Source organism: Pseudarthrobacter raffinosi (assembly GCF_023913735.1).
Classification (GTDB): domain Bacteria; phylum Actinomycetota; class Actinomycetes; order Actinomycetales; family Micrococcaceae; genus Arthrobacter; species Arthrobacter raffinosi.
Window position 1 is genome coordinate 50,335 of record NZ_JAMXBH010000011.1, and the last position, 15,268, is coordinate 65,602.

A 15,268-nucleotide genomic window follows, 5' to 3' on the forward strand; every position below is an offset into this window, starting at 1 on the left:
ATGGCTGGCCCGCTGCACGCTCTGCGGCGGGACGGCTCGTCGTGAGTCGATAAGCTAAAGGCATGACTTCTGAAGCAACCGCAGTGCCCGTAGTGCGCGCCGATGGCCGCGCCCCCGACCAGCTCCGCCCCATCAGCATCACCCGCGGATGGTCCAAGCAGGCCGAGGGATCGGCCCTCATCGAGTTCGGCAACACCAGGGTCCTGTGCACGGCGTCCCTGACGGCGGGCGTGCCGCGCTGGCTCAAGGGCGAAGGCCGCGGCTGGGTCACGGCGGAGTACGCCATGCTTCCCCGGGCCACCAACACCCGTTCTGACCGCGAATCTGTCAAGGGGAAAATCGGCGGGCGGACCCACGAGATTTCCCGGCTGATCGGACGCTCGCTGCGTTCCATCATTGACACCAAGGCATTGGGCGAAAACACGATCGTCCTGGACTGCGACGTCCTCCAGGCCGACGGCGGAACGCGCACCGCGGCCATCACCGGCGCCTACGTGGCACTGGCGGACGCCATCCGCTTCGCCCGCGACAACAAGCTGATCGCCAAGAACGCCCAGCCCCTGATCGACACGATCGCAGCGGTTTCGGTGGGCATCATCGACGGCGTGCCCATGCTGGACCTGCCCTACGTTGAGGACGTCCGCGCCGAAACCGACATGAACGTGGTGGTCACCGGATCCGGGAAGTTCGTGGAAGTCCAGGGCACCGCAGAGGGTGCTCCCTTCGACCGGGACGAGCTGAACCAGCTGCTGGACCTGGCCCTCCTGGGCACCACCGCACTGGCGGCGATCCAGCGCGAAACCCTCGCCGACGCACTGTGAACCAGGACACTGTGAACCCGAACGCTGAACCTGACGGCGCGCCCGTACCGCGCCTCGTCCTGGCCACGCACAACAAGGGCAAGCTCAGGGAGCTCCGGGAGCTGCTGCGCGGACAGGTCCCCGGGCTCGACGTCGACACGCAGGTGGTGGACGCCGCGGCGGTGGGTGCGCCAGACGTCGTCGAAACCGGCGTGACGTTCGCCGAAAACTCGCTGTTGAAGGCGCGGGCCGTTGCGGAGGCCACTGGGCTGGTGGCCATCGCCGACGATTCGGGGCTGGCCGTCGACGTGCTGGGCGGGGCGCCCGGAATTTTTTCCGCGCGCTGGTCTGGCCGGCACGGTGACGACGCCGCCAACCTGAGGCTTTTACTGGACCAGCTTGCCGATGTCCCGGACGGGCACCGGGGAGCGGCATTTGTCTGCGCTGCGGCACTGGCGGTCCCCGGGCCGGGTGCCGCGAGCCGTGAAGTGGTGGAATACGGCCAGCTTGAGGGGTCCCTTCTGCGCGAACCCCGCGGTGACGGTGGCTTCGGCTACGACCCCGTGCTGCGGCCGGCCGGCGAGGACCGCAGCTGCGCTGAATTGTCACCGGAAGAAAAGAACGCGATCAGCCACCGCGGGAAGGCCTTCCGGGCCCTCCTGCCGGCCATCGTCGGCGCGCTCGCCCGCCAGTGACCTAACGGGAGTTCACCGTCCAGATATCGCGCCCAAAAGCCGTTAGAAATGCCGATATCTGGACGGTGACTCCGGGCGGAGTGGCCGGGGAGTAGTGACAGGCTGCGTGGTGGGGGCTCAGTGGTCCCGGTGGGTCTTCCGCTCGGCCTCGGGTTCGTGTTCCTCAATGAATTCCTCGACGGCGTCCGTGCCGAACTTGGCAGCCTGGCGCTTGGCGGAAATTCCGCGGAGTACTTCGATGCCGATGGGAATCACGGAGACCAGCACGATGACGATGAAGATGATGTCCAGGTTCTCCCGGACCCACGGGACCCTGTCACCGAGCAGGTAGCCCAACAGCGTGACGCCGCTGCCCCACAGGACCGCGCCGATCACGTTGAACAGGAAGAACTTCTTTTTGTTCATCTGGGCCACGCCAACGATCACGGGCACGAAGGTCCGGATGATCGGCACGAAGCGGGCGAGGATCAGTGCCTTGCCGCCGTGCTTTTCGAAGAAAGCATGGGCGTTCTCCACGTTTTCGCGCTTGAAGAGGCGGGAGTTCGGCTTATTGAAGATAGCGGGGCCGGCCTTGGAACCGATCAGGTAGCCGGTCTGGTTGCCGATGATGGCGGAAATGGTGATCAGGAGCGCCAGGAGCCAGACATTGAACTGGATGGTGTCCGTTGCCACCAGCAGCCCCGCCGTGAACAGCATCGAATCGCCGGGAAGGAAGAATCCCACCAGCAGGCCCGTTTCGGCGAAGACAATTCCGCAGACCAGCAGCACCACCCAGGGCGCAAGTGCTGGATCGGCCAAGAAAATCTGGGGGTTCAGCCAGTCGGGCAGGAACGATGCCAGCTGCGGCTGGACCGGTCCTGCACCACCCAGCATGGGCACGGCAAGGTCGCTGATCGCAAGAAAGTTCACCTACTCAGGGTACTTGACGCACCCTCGCTACCCGGCGTCGTCCGCGTGATATCCGCGACAGGGCCGCCCCGGTGACACGGGAACGGCCCTGCACGGCGGTAAAGTATGGGCCGTGGGTTTGGACTTTACGGCGATCGACTTCGAGACAGCCAATGGCTTCCGGGGTTCACCGTGCGCGGTTGGCCTGACGAAGGTGCGGGGCGGGCGCGTGGTGGATGAGGCGTCGTGGCTGATGCGGCCGCCGGTCAACCACGACCACTTCGAGTACCACAACGTCAGGGTCCACGGCATCAAGGCCACGGACGTGGCCGGCCGTCCCCGCTTCGGTGAGCTGTTCCCGGAGATTGGTGCCTTCATCGGGGACGACATCCTGGCGGCGCATAACGCGGCCTTTGACCTTGGAGTGATCCGGTCAGGGCTTGAGGTCTCCGGCCTGCCCGGCCCTGCCTACGACTACGTCTGCACGGTGATGCTGGCCCGGCGGTGCTACTCCCTCGTCTCCAATTCCTTGCCGTTCGCCGCAGAGGAAGCCGGTGTGCCGCTGGTCAACCATCACGATGCCGCAGAAGACGCCCGTGCCTGCGCCGGCATCCTGATCGACATCGCTGCCCGGAACAACGCCAACAGCATTGCCGAGCTCTACCTGTCGCTGGGCCTGGTCCTGCCGCACCAGGAGGCGTTTGACCCGGCGCACGATGTCCTGTCCAAAGCCAGCCTTACCGCCCTTGCCGGCGCCGCTGGCGGAAACAGCGCCGCGCTGGTGCGCCCGTTCCTGTCCGGGTGGCCGGAGGAGGGCGACAACCCCGTCCCCAATGCCGACGCCGAACCGTCCCACCCGCTGTACGGCCAGACCGTTGTCTTCACCGGCGAGCTCTCCATGGCCCGGCCGGAAGCGAAGGTGCGTTCGGCCGAGCTGGGTGCCCGGCCGGAAAGCCGGGTAACCGCCCGCACCACGGTGCTGGTGGTGGGTGACGGCTTTGTGGCCGCGGACCTGCGGTCCGGCAGGCTGACCGGCAAGGCCCGGCGCATCCTGGAGCTCCACGACCGCGGCCAGCCCATCGAAGTACTCTCCGAAGGCGAGTTCCTGCAGATGGTGGGCGGCTGAGCCGCACTGCGTTCATCCGGCGCAACAAATCTTCCCTGCGGCGTGCCCGGCTCCTAGCCTTGCAGGATGAGCAAACTAACGGACGGCCAAACAACCGGAATCAACTGGTCCGCCGTGTTCGCCTTTCCCAACCCCGTCAATGAATACGCGGCCCGGATCACCGCCGGCCTGGTGGTGCTCCTCGCGGGCGCCACACTGCTGAGCGGGTCCGTTTGGGGACTCGTGCTGATCGCCGCGGGCTTCTGGCTGCGGGTGCTCTTCGGCCCACGGATTTCGCCGCTGGCCCTGCTCTCCGTCAAGGTCCTGGCACCCCGTCTGGGCCGCGTTCGCCTGGTTCCCGGACCGCCCAAGCGTTTTGCCCAGGGCATGGGGACCGTAGTCTCCACCACGGCGCTGATCCTGTTCCTTGCCGGTGCCGCCCCGGCAGCGTGGATTGCGCTGGCAATACTCATCGCGGCTGCCTCCCTGGAGGCCTTCGCCGGATTCTGCCTGGGCTGCGTCATCTTCGGAGTGCTGCAGCGCCGGGGCCTGATCCCGGAGGGCATCTGCGAGGCCTGCAACAACGTCGCGCTCAGGCGGTCGTAACGCCCACCAGAAGGTCGGCCATGCCGCGGATGACGTCCGGCCCTTCGAGTGCGTCGAGCCATTCCGGGGGCAGGCACTCTTCGCCGTAGTAGGCGCCCAGGATGTTTCCGCCGATGGATCCCGTGGAATCGCTGGCGCCGCTGTGGTTGACGGCCAGCGCCATGGCCGCCCGGAAATGGTCTTGCGGCGACAGTGTGGAGTCCGCATCCGGCGCTGTGGCCAGGACAGTGTAAAGCCCGACGGCGAACGCCTCCTCCGCGACCCAGCCCTCGCCGAGCTGCCGAACCAGTTCCTCCGGCGACAGGTCGCCTGTTCCCGCACAGCGGATGGCCGCTTCAAGCCGCTCGGGAAGTTCCGCCGCCACATCCTTCAGGCCACGGACTTCGGCCAGGACCGCCGCCGCCGCGTCCGCCAGGGTGTCACCGGCCACCAGGCGGTGGATCAGCAGGCTGAAGCTGCCGGCACTTTGCCGTGCGGACGGATGGCCGTGCGTCAGGGAGGCGGCGTCGGCACTCAACTTATAGACGGCGTCGGACGCTATGAAGGGAATCAGGCCGAACGGTGCCGACCTCATCACCGTTCCGCGGCCCTTCGAGTCCGGGTTCACCGGCCGGTAAACCGTGCCCATCTCCCCGGTGGCCAACCCGCTGATACACGCGTTTCCCGGAGCGCGGCGGTGCCTCAGGACCTCATGACCGTCGATCCACCGAGGCGGCTGCGACGGGGCCTGCGGCGGTAAGGACTCGCCCTGGGTGGCCAGCCAGCGGAGATAGGCCAGCCACAGGCAGGCGTTCGCGTCGGCACCCACGCCGTCATTGGCCCATTCGAGCACCTCCACCAGCCCGTCCACGGTGTACAGCGTCAGCTGCGTGTCGTCCGAAAAGTGACTGCCGCCGTCGAGCGCGGAGAAGTCTGTCAGGCCGTCCGGGCCGAAGCGGCTGCGGATCGCTTCCACGGAGTCGAACTCCACCGCGTAGCCCAGCGAGTCGCCCAAGGCCCCGCCCAGGAGGCAGCCGTGGATGCGGGACTTCAGCGGGGGCGCGGCAACGGCGCCCGGTTCAATGCTCATGACAGTAAATTTACCGTGGGGCGGAGGTGGAACGCGCCGGGGCGCCACGCCGTCCGTCCACTAAGCTCGGACTCAGCCAACGCCCAGAATCCCTTGGCAGAATGCAAAGGCACCAAACCCCAACGAAAAGGATTGCCCCACCATGACCATGCCTGTGCCCGTCCACCGTGACCCCGCCCCCGGGCTGACTGCCGGCAGCGGTGCCGAAATCCGGTACGGGCTTGTGTCCAGGCTGTCTGCCGAAGCCTTTGGCAGCCTTTTCATCGTGGTGGCAGGCCTGGGCGTGCCGCTGTTCTCCATCCCGCAGTCCAGCCCGCTGCCCGCCGCGCTCGCAGCAGGCCTGGCAGTGACCGCGGCGATGCTGGCCTTCGGCTACGTTTCCGGCGGACACTTCAACCCGGCGGTGACCGTTGGCCACGCCGTTGCCGGCCGGATCCGGCTCGGTGACGCCGCTGCTTACATCGGCGCGCAGCTGGTGGGCGGGCTCCTGGGCGCCCTCGCACTCTTCGGCATCCTGCGCACACTGCCGGGCATCCAGGACAGCCGGACGGCGTTCGACACCGTGACCGCCGGATTCGGCGAACATTCCATCATCCAGGCGCCCCTCGCCGGCGTGCTCCTGCTGGAAGTGCTCGGGGCCGCCATCCTGGTTGCAGTCTTCCTGGGCACCACTGCACGCAACAACGTCAACAAGACGGCAGCCGCCGTAGCCGTGGGCCTCGCCTGCGCTGTCCTGCTGCAGCTGGGCCAGTCCGTGGGCAATGCGCCGTTCAACCCCGCCCGCGCTACGGCCTCGGCCGTCTTCAGCTCCAGCTGGTCCCTTGAGCAGCTGTGGCTTTTCTGGGTTGCTCCCTTGGCGGGCGCAGCCATCGCCGGGCTGGTCTTCCGGGGGTTCGCCGAGCCGGTTGCTGCCGTTACTGCTTCAGACGCTGACGGACCAGTATATGACGTCAGTGCCGCCGTCGGCGGTGCTGCCGACGACGTTGAGGATTTTGACGACGACGAGGATGCCGACGTCGTCGAAGAGGCCGCCGAGGTGCCGGCCAAGGCAGCTGCCCCGGCCAAGGCCGCACCGGTTCATTCCGCCGCGGACGAGCCGGACAACCGCGACGAGGCCCAGGAATTCTTCGACGGAAAGCGCGGCTAGCTGGCCTGACTGGGCAACGGCCTGTTGCGGCGGTTTCCTAAACTGTCGGTGGCAGCCGCTAGCGTAAGAATATGCGGTTATTGCACACTTCGGACTGGCACTTGGGCAGGTCCTTCCATGGCGTCGGGATGCTGGACGCCCAGCGGTCATTTGTTGATCAGCTCGTCAGCGCCGTCACCGGAAACGCCGTTGACGTTGTCCTGATCGCCGGCGATGTCTACGACCGCGCCCTGCCCGGTGTCGACGTCGTGGGGCTGTTGGACGATGCCCTGGTGCGGCTCACGGCGGCCGGCGCCACTGTGGTGCTGACATCCGGCAACCACGACTCCGCCATCCGGCTGGGCTTCGCCTCCCGGCTGCTGGAACGTGGCGGCGTCCACTTGCGGACCCGGCTGTCGGACCTGGACCAGCCAGTCGTCCTGCCCCTGGAGACGGGTGACGGCGGGACTCCGGGCGCTGTCCTGGCCATCTATGGAATCCCCTGGCTGGAACCGCGCCTCGTCGCCGAACAACTCGGTGCAGAACCCACCAGCCACTTCGAAGTCACCCGCGCCGCCACTGACCGCATCCGGGCAGACCTCGCGGAGCGCAGCGCAGCGGGAACCGTCCATTCGGTGGTCCTCGCCCACACGTTCGCCAGCGGAGGGATCAGCTCAGACAGCGAACGGGACCTCAGCATCGGGGGAGTCGGAGCCGTGCCCCTGGACCTCTTCGACGGATTCAGCTACACCGCGCTGGGGCACCTGCACGGCCGCCAGACCCTGTCGCCGCAGGTCAGGTACTCGGGTTCGCCCGTGGCCTACTCGTTCTCCGAAGCCAAGCACACCAAGGGCAGCTGGCTGATCGACGTCGGCCCGGACGGTGTGACCGGCGTATCGGAACTGTCGTGGGAAGCCCCGCGGAAGCTGGCTGTGCTCCGCGGCGATATCTCGGAGCTCCTGGAGTCCGCGGAACATTCCTGGGCCGAAGGGGCGTTCTGCCAGATCACCCTGACGGATGAGCAGCGGCCCGCGCAGGCCATGGAGCGGCTGCGGGCCCGTTTTCCGGACACGCTGGTCCTCGGCTTTGATCCGCAGGGCGGCACCGTCAAGGCGTCCAAGAGCTACAGCAGCCGCCTCGCCGAAGCCCAGGATGATCTCTCGCTCTGCTGCGGATTCCTCGATCATGTGCGGGGGCGGGACGCGGACGACGCCGAGCGGTCGGCTATCGCCGCGGCGCTGGATAACGTACGCCTGACGGAGGGATCGCTATGAGGATCCACCGCCTTGCCATCTCCGCCTTCGGGCCCTTTGCGGGCACCGAGGAAATCGACTTCGACAGGTTGAGCGCCCACGGGCTCTTCCTCCTCAACGGCCCTACCGGAGCAGGCAAGACCAGCGTGCTGGACGCTGTCTGCTTTGCGCTGTACGGATCCGTGCCGGGGGCGCGCCAGGAGGGTAAGCGCCTGCGCAGCGATCATGCCGAGCCGTCGCTCGAACCGGCGGTAACCTGCGAGTTTTCCGCTCAGGGCCGCCACTTCGAAGTCACCAGGTCGCCGGCCTGGGATAAACCCAGTGCCCGGGGGAAGAACGGCTTCACCACACAGCAGGCCAAAACGCTCCTCCGGGAACGCGTCAGCGGGACGTGGACGGAGAGATCCGGACGCAATGACGAAGCCGGCGCTGAAATCACCGCCCTGCTGGGAATGGACCGGGAACAGTTCACCCGCGTGGTGATGCTGCCGCAGGGCGATTTTGCCGCCTTCCTGCGGTCCAAGGCAGCCGATCGCCTGGAACTGCTGCAGAAGCTCTTCGGCACCCAGCGGTTCGAGGCCCTGGAACAGGAATTGGCGGCGCAGGCGCAGGCCGCGCGGAACGATGTTGCCCGGCTGAACGCGGAGCTTGAGCTGCTGGCGGCGCGGGCGGAAGCCGAGGCCGCCGCGCTGGCCATTGACGATTCCGCAGCTCCTGCCCAGGAGGAATCTTCTGCCCGGATCGAATGGCTGCAGGAATCAGTGGCCCACCGCGCAGGGGAACTGGCTGCTGCGGCGGAGGCTGCAGCAGCTGTCAGTAGGCACACCTCCGGCCGGCTGGAGAGCGAGTCCGCGCGGCGGGAACGGCACCGCAAACTGGCAGCCGCCGAGGCCAGGAAGGCAGCCGCAGAGGCAACCCTGCCGTCACTGGAGGTCCATGCCGCCCGCCTCGAACAGCACCGCCGCGCCGAGGTGCTCTCGGGCCAGCTGCATGCAGTCCAGTCCAGCCAGACCCAGGTCCGGCACGCGGCGGGAGCCATGGAATCCGCCATCACACTGCTGCGCATGGCGGCGGATGAAGACCCCGAACTGGACCAGCTGGACCTTGGCGCCTGGGATGCGGACCACTCCGATGGCGGGGTCTCCGCCGCAGGGGCCCTTGATATCGCTGGTGAGCTCAGCCTGCTCCGGTCCTTGTTGGCCGTTGTGGAAGCAAGATTGCCGGACGAAGAACGCCTCCATTCACTCGTTGCCAGGCGTGCCGCACTCAGCACGAAGCAGCAGGAACTCACCCAAAAGGACATTGACCTGGGCGTTTCGCTGCAGGCCCTCCGCACGGAGCAGGAAACCCTGACGGCGGGCCTCGAGCCCCTGACGGAACTGGCCTCAGCCGCCATCCTGCACGCCAAGGAAGCCGCTGCGGCTGAGGAACTTCTTGACGTCGTCCGGCGCTACGCGGCTGCACGGGCGGCGCAGGGGCTCGCCACGGAGCGCCACTCGGCGTCCCGGGAGATCCAGCTCGAGAAGAAACTCCGCTGGCTGGACCTGCGCGAGGAAAGACTCGCCAACGCCGCCGCCGAACTCGCTGCGCAGCTGGCCGAGGGAGAGGCGTGCCCGGTTTGCGGCAGTGCGGACCACCCGGCTCCCGCGGAGGCTGCGGCGTCAGCGGTGGGCCTCAGCCAGGCCGAGGAAGCTGCCCAGCAGGACCATGAGGCCGCAGAGACAAAGCTGGCAGCGCGTGCCCGTGAGTTGGGCGACGCGAACCAGTTGGTGGCTGTCCTTGAAGGCCAAGGAGGGGACACGCCCGAAGAGGATGCGTTTGCGGCCTTCGAGTCTGCCTGCACCGCCGCCGACGAGTCGCAGCTGGCGGTGAAAAACCTCGCTGACCTCCGGCAGCAGCTTGAGGCAGCCGAAGCCAGATTTACCGCAGCGGATTCCGCCAGGCAAAGAGCAACATCCGAACTCGCGCAGGTCACCGTTGAATTGTCGGGACTCGTGGACCAGCTGGCGTCGCTTGACGAGGCGCTCTCCGGCCTGCGTGGCGGCCACCGCAGCCTCACACGCCGGCTGCGGTCGGTGCAGGAAGCTGCCGCCACACTGGAGAAGGCCGTGGAGGCCCAGGCCTTGCTCAGCAGGGCCAGGGCCAGGGCCGAGGAAGCGCGGATCCAGCTTGACCTGGCGTTGCCGGAGGCTGGTTTCAGTTCTGACCTTGAAGCCCGGGCGCAGCTGCTGTCGGCCACCGACGCCGATGCCCTGCTGGCTGAGGTCCGGGCCGGCCACGACGAACAGGCGCGGATTGCCGAGTTGTTCGCATCCGAGGATCTGCTGCTGGCGCGGACGGAAGCCGCAGCCCATCCCGCGGTGGACGAAGCCCTCATTGCCGAGCTGCAAACCGTCGCGGAGCAGGCCGGGGAGGAGGCACGCGCCGCCGATCTCGCCGCCGCTATGGCCGTGCGCTGTGTGGAATCGCTGGCCGCTGTCCGCAATGACTACGAACGGATTGCCGGTTCCGGGCGGGTTCCGCGGGAACGCGCCCAGCTGCTAACAGCCCTGGCTGATACCGCCGCAGGCCGAGGAGACAACACGTACCGCATGAGCCTGAACAGCTACGTCCTCGCGGCACGGCTTGAACAGGTGGCGTTGGCTGCTTCCGAACGCCTGGTGGCCATGAGCGATGGCCGCTACCTGCTACAGCATTCAGACGCCAAGGCCGCGCGGGGCGCGAAATCCGGGTTGGGCCTTGAAGTCGTGGACCAGTGGACCGGGCACCGCCGGGATACTTCCACCCTTTCCGGCGGCGAGTCCTTTATGGCGTCCCTCTCACTCGCCCTGGGGTTGGCAGACGTTGTGCAGCAGGAGTCCGGCGGCATCCAGATCGAGACGCTCTTTGTGGACGAGGGTTTCGGCAGCCTGGACGAACAATCCCTGGAACAGGTGATGGATGCCCTCGAAGGCCTTCGCGACGGCGGGCGCGTTGTGGGTCTCGTCAGTCATGTGGGGGAAATGAAACAGCGTATCGGAACCCAGCTCCAGGTCCTCAAGGGCCGGAACGGTTCCACCCTCCGCATTTCCGACGCCGCCGAAGCGCTGATGTGACGGCGGCCATGCCGGGCTGGACTGGCCCCAGCCGGCCTCTATAATTGGATAGTTACCGGGTCGCGCGCATCGGGAGGAGGGACGATGCGCATTACTGAACGAGCCCGGAACCTTGAACTCTTCAACAATGTCCTTCTTGCCTGCTTCCGTGGAAGCGCCTCTCGCTCCTGACACTGCGCCTGCCTCCGCTGCACCATCCTCCGCTGCACCAGCCTCCGTTGCGCTGGCTCCGCCCACCGGGCGGTTCGCCAGGCTCCCGCACCTCGCAGGCCGCAGCTTTATCCCGCTGGGCCTGTTCGCCCGGCTTCCCCTGGCCATGCTGACTGTCGGTGCCTTGACCCTCGTCACGTCCGTGACCGGCTCGTACGCGCTGGGTGGCACAGTTGCCGGTGCTGTGGGGATCGGCTCAGCCCTGGGCGCCCCGGTCTTTGGAGCGCTCGCAGACCGCAGGGGGCAGCGGCCCGTCCTCCTGGTGGCGGCCGTGCTTAACACGTTGGCGGTGCTGGCGCTGATCGGCACGGCCTTGGCTGCGCCCGAAGCCGGATTCTTTCCCGGTGCCGTGATCGCCGCCGCATTCCTTGCTGGGGCCAGCTGCCCGCAGGTAGGGCCGCTGGCCAGGGTGCGCTGGATGGCGCTCACCTCGCGGGGCAAGGAAGCGAAGGGCGGCAGGGATCTGGACACGGCCCTGTCGTACGAAGGCACGGCTGATGAGCTGACGTTCGTGCTGGGACCGGCTCTGGTGGGTATCCTGGCCAGCCTGGTGGCCCCTTGGCTGCCGTTGGCCCTGGCCGCAGCCATGACCATCACGCTGGTGCCCGCCTTTGCCGTGCACTCCACCCACAAGGCGGTTCCCCTGAACCGGGGCTCGGCAGCTTCGCGCAAGGCTGCGAGGATTCCCACCGTCGTCGCACTGCCCGTCCTGGCGATGGTGGCCATGGGCACTTTCTTCGGGTCCGCCCAGACGGCTTTGAGCTCCTTCTCCGCCAGTTTCGCCACCTCGGAGATCGCCGGACTGCTGTATGCGGTCATGGGACTGAGTTCGGCCGCCGCAGCCCTGTCCGTGGCGTACTGGCCCCAGCGCTTCACTCCCGCCGCCCGGTGGCTGATTAGCGCGGCACTCATGACGGTGCTCGCGCTGCTGCTTCTGGTGCCCGGATCGTTGGGCGGCATGATTGCGGTGCTTCTGGTCCTGGGATTGCCCGTGGGCCCCGTGATGGTCACGGTCTTCGCGATTGGAGGCCTGGTGGCGCCGGTGGAAAGGCTCGGGACCGTGATGACAGCTCTGGCAAGCGGGATCGTGGCGGGCACCGCACTGGGGGCCGCCGTTGGTGGCCAGCTGGCGCAGGCCCACGGCTACCACGCAGCCTTCATTGTGCCTGTGATTGCCGCCGGCGGCCTGCTGGTGCTTGGTGCCGCGGCCGCCGTCATTCTCCGCAAACGCCACTGATCGACGCCGGGCGCTGGTCACGGCCAGGCGGCGTGTGCAATGGTCAGCCCAGCTGGGCCTCAATGCGCGCGGCACCCGCCATCAGCGCAGCGGCGATTTCGTCCGGATTCTGGGCTGCCCGGATATAGACGACGGCCAGCGCGGCTGGCCGTCCGGCAGGGACCATGACCGGAACTGCCACGGAGGAGACTCCGGCGATGACTTCATCGTGGCTGGCGGCATAGCCCAGCTGCCGCGCGGTTCCCGCCTCGGGCCGGTAGGGGATTCCCGGGGCTGCCGCATGCCACTCAGCTTCTGAATAGGCGGACTGGATCGCAATTCCAGGGGCACCGGCGCTGATGGGATGCCGGGAGCCGGGGTGCTGGACGATGGCGGCGCCGGTATGCCGCGGGTCCACGGTGACCAGCGTGACACAGTCATCGCGGTCCCAGACGGCCACAAAGGCACTCATGGTCAGGGAGTTCGCGAGTTGCGTCAGTTCCGGCAGTGCCGCCGTCTGCAGGTTGCGGGCAACCCCACGCGCCAGGACAGCCAGCCCGGGCCCCGGCTGGACTCTGCCCGCGTCATCGCGCACCAGCAAGGAGTGGTCCTCCAGGGTCCGCAGGATCCGGTAGGCCACGGAACGGTGAACCCCCATGGCGTCGGCAAGTTCCGCAATGGTCAAGGGAGTCTCCGCGGCCGCCAGGATTTCCAGCGCACGGATTCCGCGCGACAGGGTCTGGGACGGCGAAGCCTGAGCTGCTCCGGCGGGGACTGCGGTGGACGTCATGGGTCCCATCCTAGGCGGCTGCACGGGCGCTGCCCGGGTGCCGTGACGGTGCTTCCCTCGCTTGGACTGCGTGCGGATTTCGAAAAGCCCTGTGCTGATTCCGAAAAGGAAGTTCAACTATGGAACTGACTCGCATCAACTGTGGAACTGATCCGTGCGGAGAATCAAGAAAAAGAGTGCGTTTCATCACATCTTCGCGTAACGTCATACTAACTGACCGTTCGATCAGTAAATTGGACGGCCCAAATCCACCGTCGGCAGCCGTTATCCCCAACCAGGCTGCCCCAAGCCACGGAGTTCCAATGACCGAAACTTCACGCGTCGATTCCGAGGCGGGCCCGAGCAGCAAGCACGAGGAACGCAAGGTCCTCGCAGCAACGCTGGTCGGCACCACCATCGAGTGGTACGACTTCTTCATCTTCGCCCAACTGACGGGTACCCTGCTGTCCCCGCTGTTCCTGGCTCCGCTGAACGAATCCAATCCGGGCCTGGCCCAGATCCTGTCCTTCGCGCTGATCGGCATCAGCTTCCTGTTCCGCCCGCTGGGTGCAGTGGTTGCCGGCCACCTTGGTGACCGGCTCGGACGCAAGGCCATGCTGGTCTTCACCCTCCTGATGATGGGCGCAGCCACCTCTCTGATCGGCATGCTGCCGACGTACGCGCAGATCGGCGTCTGGGCCCCCATCCTGCTGATCATCCTCCGCATTGCCCAGGGCTTCTCCGCCGGCGGTGAATGGGGCGGCGCTGCCCTGATGGCAGTGGAGCACGCCCCCAAGAGCCGGCGCGGCGTGTTCGGCGCGTACCCGCAGATCGGCGTCCCGGTCGGCATGATCCTGGCCACCGGCCTGCTCTTCATACTCAACTCGAACATGTCCAAGGAAGACTTTGCTTCGTGGGGCTGGCGGGTTCCGTTCCTGCTGTCCATCGTGCTGATTGTGGTGGGATACCTGATCCGGCGGGCCGTGGCCGAGAGCCCCGTTTTCCAGGAGATGGCGGCCCGAAAGGCCGAAAGCAGGGCGCCGCTCAGCGAGCTCATTCGTAGCCACAAGAGGCCAGTCCTCTACTCGACCATGATCTTCATCGCCAACAATGCCGCTGGCTACCTGTTGATCGCTTTCTTCATCTCCTACGCCACCAGGACGCTGAAGATGCCGGTCCCGGAAATCCTGCTCGCCACCACCCTCGCCTCCTTCGGCTGGCTGATCTTCACGCTCGCCGGCGGCTGGCTCTCAGACCGGATCGGCCGGGTCAAGACGTTCCTGATCGGGTATGCGATCATCTTCGTCTGGATGATCCCGATGTTTGCCCTGATCGACACCAGGAACATCTGGCTTTACGGAGTGGCGCTCTTCGTCCTGACCATCGGACTCGGTCTGTCCTACGGCCCCATGTCGGCGATGTACGCCGAGATGTTCCCGGCCAATGTCCGCTACTCGGGCATCTCCATCGGGTACGCGTTCGGTGCGATCCTGGGTGGTGCTTTCGCCGCAACCATTGCCGAGACTCTGCTGCAGAGCACCAAATGGACCGGATCCATCGGCATCTACATCATGATCCTGTGCGTGATTTCGGCTGTCGGGGTTGTGCTTGCCAAGGAGACGAAGGGCAACCCGCTGGGCGTCAGCAGCCACCACTAAAAGTTGTGCGCATCGCAGAACGGCGGGTTCGGGCCAGCTGGCCTGGACCCGCCGATTGGCTTTCCGGGCCCGGTGTTGCCGTCGGGCCTACTGGTTCAGCAGGCTGATGGCGTCCTCATCAGCCAATTGTTCGAAGTGCCGGTAGAAGCTGCCAACGGCGCGGAACTTGCCCGGCAGATGCAGGCACAGCACGGCGTCGCACACCCGCGACACGGCCGTGTAGGCTTCCACCGAACCCACCGGCGCTGCGGCGACGACGCGTGCCGCACCACCGGAACGGGCTGCCTCGGCGGCAGCGCGCATGGTGGCTCCGGTGGCCAGGCCGTCGTCGAGCAGTAGAACCGTTTGACCGGTGAGGTCGTTGCTGATCCCCGGGTAAGTCGCGGCCCGGCGGAGCAGCTCGGCCCTCTCGCGTTTCTCCACTTCGTCCAGCCACTCCTGGCGGACGCCGTGGTCCAGAATGCGGGTGATCAAGGGACGGTTGAGCAGGCGCACTATCCGGCCTCCCGACCAGGCCAGCGCACCGAACGCTGTTTCGTCGTGGCCGGGGATGCCGAGTTTCCGGACCAGAACGGCGCCGAGTGGCAGGTACAGGGCCTTGGCAGCCGCGGCGGCCACAGGGATGCCGCCGCGGGCCAGCCCCAGGACGATGGTGTCGGGGCGTTCCCGGAACTGCGTGAGCACCGCCGCCAGCCGTTCACCGGCATCGGTGCGGTCTTCAAAACGCGTGCTCATTGTTCCCTCTCCGGCCGTCTCCGCCACGCTTCCAGCCTACCTT

General features: G+C 66.9%; 13 protein-coding genes. 9 read left to right on the forward strand and 4 right to left on the reverse strand.

What is annotated here, in order from left to right; translation table 11 throughout:
* The first annotated feature begins 62 nt into the window (after positions 1-62).
* Entirely contained in the window at positions 63-821 is a 759-nt protein-coding gene (gene rph / locus NG698_RS11690) for a ribonuclease PH (RefSeq protein WP_058932038.1), read from the forward strand.
* Positions 818-1,495 carry an RdgB/HAM1 family non-canonical purine NTP pyrophosphatase gene (rdgB, locus tag NG698_RS11695; RefSeq protein WP_252600066.1) on the forward strand — a complete coding sequence of 226 codons (678 nt, stop codon included), beginning with the start codon at positions 818-820 and terminating at the stop codon, positions 1,493-1,495. Before rph ends, rdgB begins: the two co-directional genes overlap by 4 nt.
* A gap of 117 nt (positions 1,496-1,612) precedes the next feature.
* Here the strand turns inward: rdgB and NG698_RS11700 are convergent, their stop codons facing one another.
* Entirely contained in the window at positions 1,613-2,389 is a 777-nt protein-coding gene (locus tag NG698_RS11700; protein WP_252600144.1) for a DedA family protein, read from the reverse strand.
* Positions 2,390-2,516: 127 nt separating this feature from the next.
* Between NG698_RS11700 and NG698_RS11705 the strand changes: the two genes are divergently transcribed.
* Both NG698_RS11705 and NG698_RS11710 read left to right on the forward strand, forming a co-directional pair.
* Positions 2,517-3,509 carry a 3'-5' exonuclease gene (locus NG698_RS11705; RefSeq protein ID WP_252609868.1) on the forward strand — a complete coding sequence of 331 codons (993 nt, stop codon included), beginning with the start codon at positions 2,517-2,519 and terminating at the stop codon, positions 3,507-3,509.
* A 66-nt stretch (positions 3,510-3,575) separates the two neighbouring features.
* Positions 3,576-4,094: a DUF4395 domain-containing protein gene (locus NG698_RS11710; RefSeq protein ID WP_252609869.1), complete on the forward strand. Its 519-nt coding sequence runs from the start codon at positions 3,576-3,578 to the stop codon at positions 4,092-4,094.
* On the opposite strand, the gene NG698_RS11715 is transcribed toward NG698_RS11710, so the two are convergent.
* A complete protein-coding gene (locus NG698_RS11715) occupies positions 4,081-5,163 on the reverse strand; it encodes an ADP-ribosylglycohydrolase family protein (protein WP_252609870.1) in 1,083 nt (360 codons plus the stop codon). The two genes, NG698_RS11710 and NG698_RS11715, sit on opposite strands and share 14 nt — an antisense overlap.
* 142 nt (positions 5,164-5,305) lie before the next feature.
* On the opposite strand from NG698_RS11715, the gene NG698_RS11720 reads away from it, so the two are divergent.
* The 4 genes from NG698_RS11720 (at position 5,306) to NG698_RS11735 (ending at position 12,084) form a co-directional block, all read left to right on the forward strand.
* Positions 5,306-6,310 carry an MIP/aquaporin family protein gene (locus NG698_RS11720; protein WP_252609871.1) on the forward strand — a complete coding sequence of 335 codons (1,005 nt, stop codon included), beginning with the start codon at positions 5,306-5,308 and terminating at the stop codon, positions 6,308-6,310.
* A gap of 71 nt (positions 6,311-6,381) precedes the next feature.
* Positions 6,382-7,563 (forward strand): exonuclease SbcCD subunit D, encoded by a 1,182-nt coding sequence (locus NG698_RS11725; protein ID WP_252609873.1) that lies wholly within the window; start codon positions 6,382-6,384, stop codon positions 7,561-7,563.
* A complete protein-coding gene (locus NG698_RS11730) occupies positions 7,560-10,637 on the forward strand; it encodes an AAA family ATPase (protein WP_252609880.1) in 3,078 nt (1,025 codons plus the stop codon). The genes NG698_RS11725 and NG698_RS11730 overlap by 4 nt, the downstream gene beginning before the upstream one ends.
* A 127-nt stretch (positions 10,638-10,764) precedes the next feature.
* Positions 10,765-12,084, forward strand: a complete 1,320-nt coding sequence (locus tag NG698_RS11735; protein WP_252600059.1) for an MFS transporter — start codon at positions 10,765-10,767, stop codon at positions 12,082-12,084.
* A gap of 43 nt (positions 12,085-12,127) precedes the next feature.
* On the opposite strand, the gene NG698_RS11740 is transcribed toward NG698_RS11735, so the two are convergent.
* Complete coding sequence (locus NG698_RS11740) at positions 12,128-12,853, reverse strand: IclR family transcriptional regulator (protein WP_252600058.1); 726 nt, start codon at positions 12,851-12,853, stop codon at positions 12,128-12,130.
* A gap of 302 nt (positions 12,854-13,155) precedes the next feature.
* Here NG698_RS11740 and NG698_RS11745 point away from each other — a divergent pair, with 302 nt between their 5' ends.
* Entirely contained in the window at positions 13,156-14,490 is a 1,335-nt protein-coding gene (locus tag NG698_RS11745; protein ID WP_248760052.1) for an MFS transporter, read from the forward strand.
* An 87-nt stretch (positions 14,491-14,577) separates the two neighbouring features.
* Here NG698_RS11745 and NG698_RS11750 read toward each other — a convergent pair whose 3' ends face one another.
* Positions 14,578-15,225, reverse strand: a complete 648-nt coding sequence (locus NG698_RS11750; RefSeq protein WP_104061201.1) for a phosphoribosyltransferase — start codon at positions 15,223-15,225, stop codon at positions 14,578-14,580.
* Between the last annotated feature and the right edge of the window lie 43 nt (positions 15,226-15,268).